Source organism: Falsihalocynthiibacter sp. S25ZX9 (assembly GCF_041205405.1).
In the GTDB taxonomy this organism is placed as follows: Bacteria; Pseudomonadota; Alphaproteobacteria; order Rhodobacterales; family Rhodobacteraceae; genus Falsihalocynthiibacter; species Falsihalocynthiibacter arcticus.
In genome coordinates, this window is sequence record NZ_JBGFCD010000221.1 from 1 (window position 1) to 306 (window position 306).

Consider the following 306-nt stretch of genomic DNA (forward strand, 5'->3'; position numbering starts at 1 on the left):
GAATTTTAATCTACCTGCAAAGAATTTAGGTGTCGGCCGAGCCGCCCTTGAGGATGATCTTTTTGTCGCAATAGCCACACTCAACAAACCCTGTTTCTTCGGGGATAAAAAGCCATACGCTGGGGTGTCCCAGCGCGCCTTCGCCTCCATCACAGGCCACACGGCTTTGCTCTACAATAACGATTTCAGGGGCTTCTATGGTCATGATGGCTCCGTTTAGCTTGTCGAAGACGGTCTTCGGGCTTAAGTCTGCTGCATGATAGCGATCCACACCCTCGGGGCAAGATCGAAAACCGATGCGGGATG

At 52.0% G+C, this 306-nt stretch carries 1 protein-coding gene; it reads right to left on the reverse strand.

Annotation, left to right across the window (positions count from 1 at the left end; genetic code table 11):
• Positions 1–25: 25 nt before the first annotated feature.
• On the reverse strand, positions 26–205 hold the full coding sequence (locus AB9F29_RS22000) for a zinc-finger domain-containing protein (protein WP_369757261.1): 180 nt from the start codon (positions 203–205) through the stop codon (positions 26–28).
• Positions 206–306 lie beyond the last annotated feature (101 nt).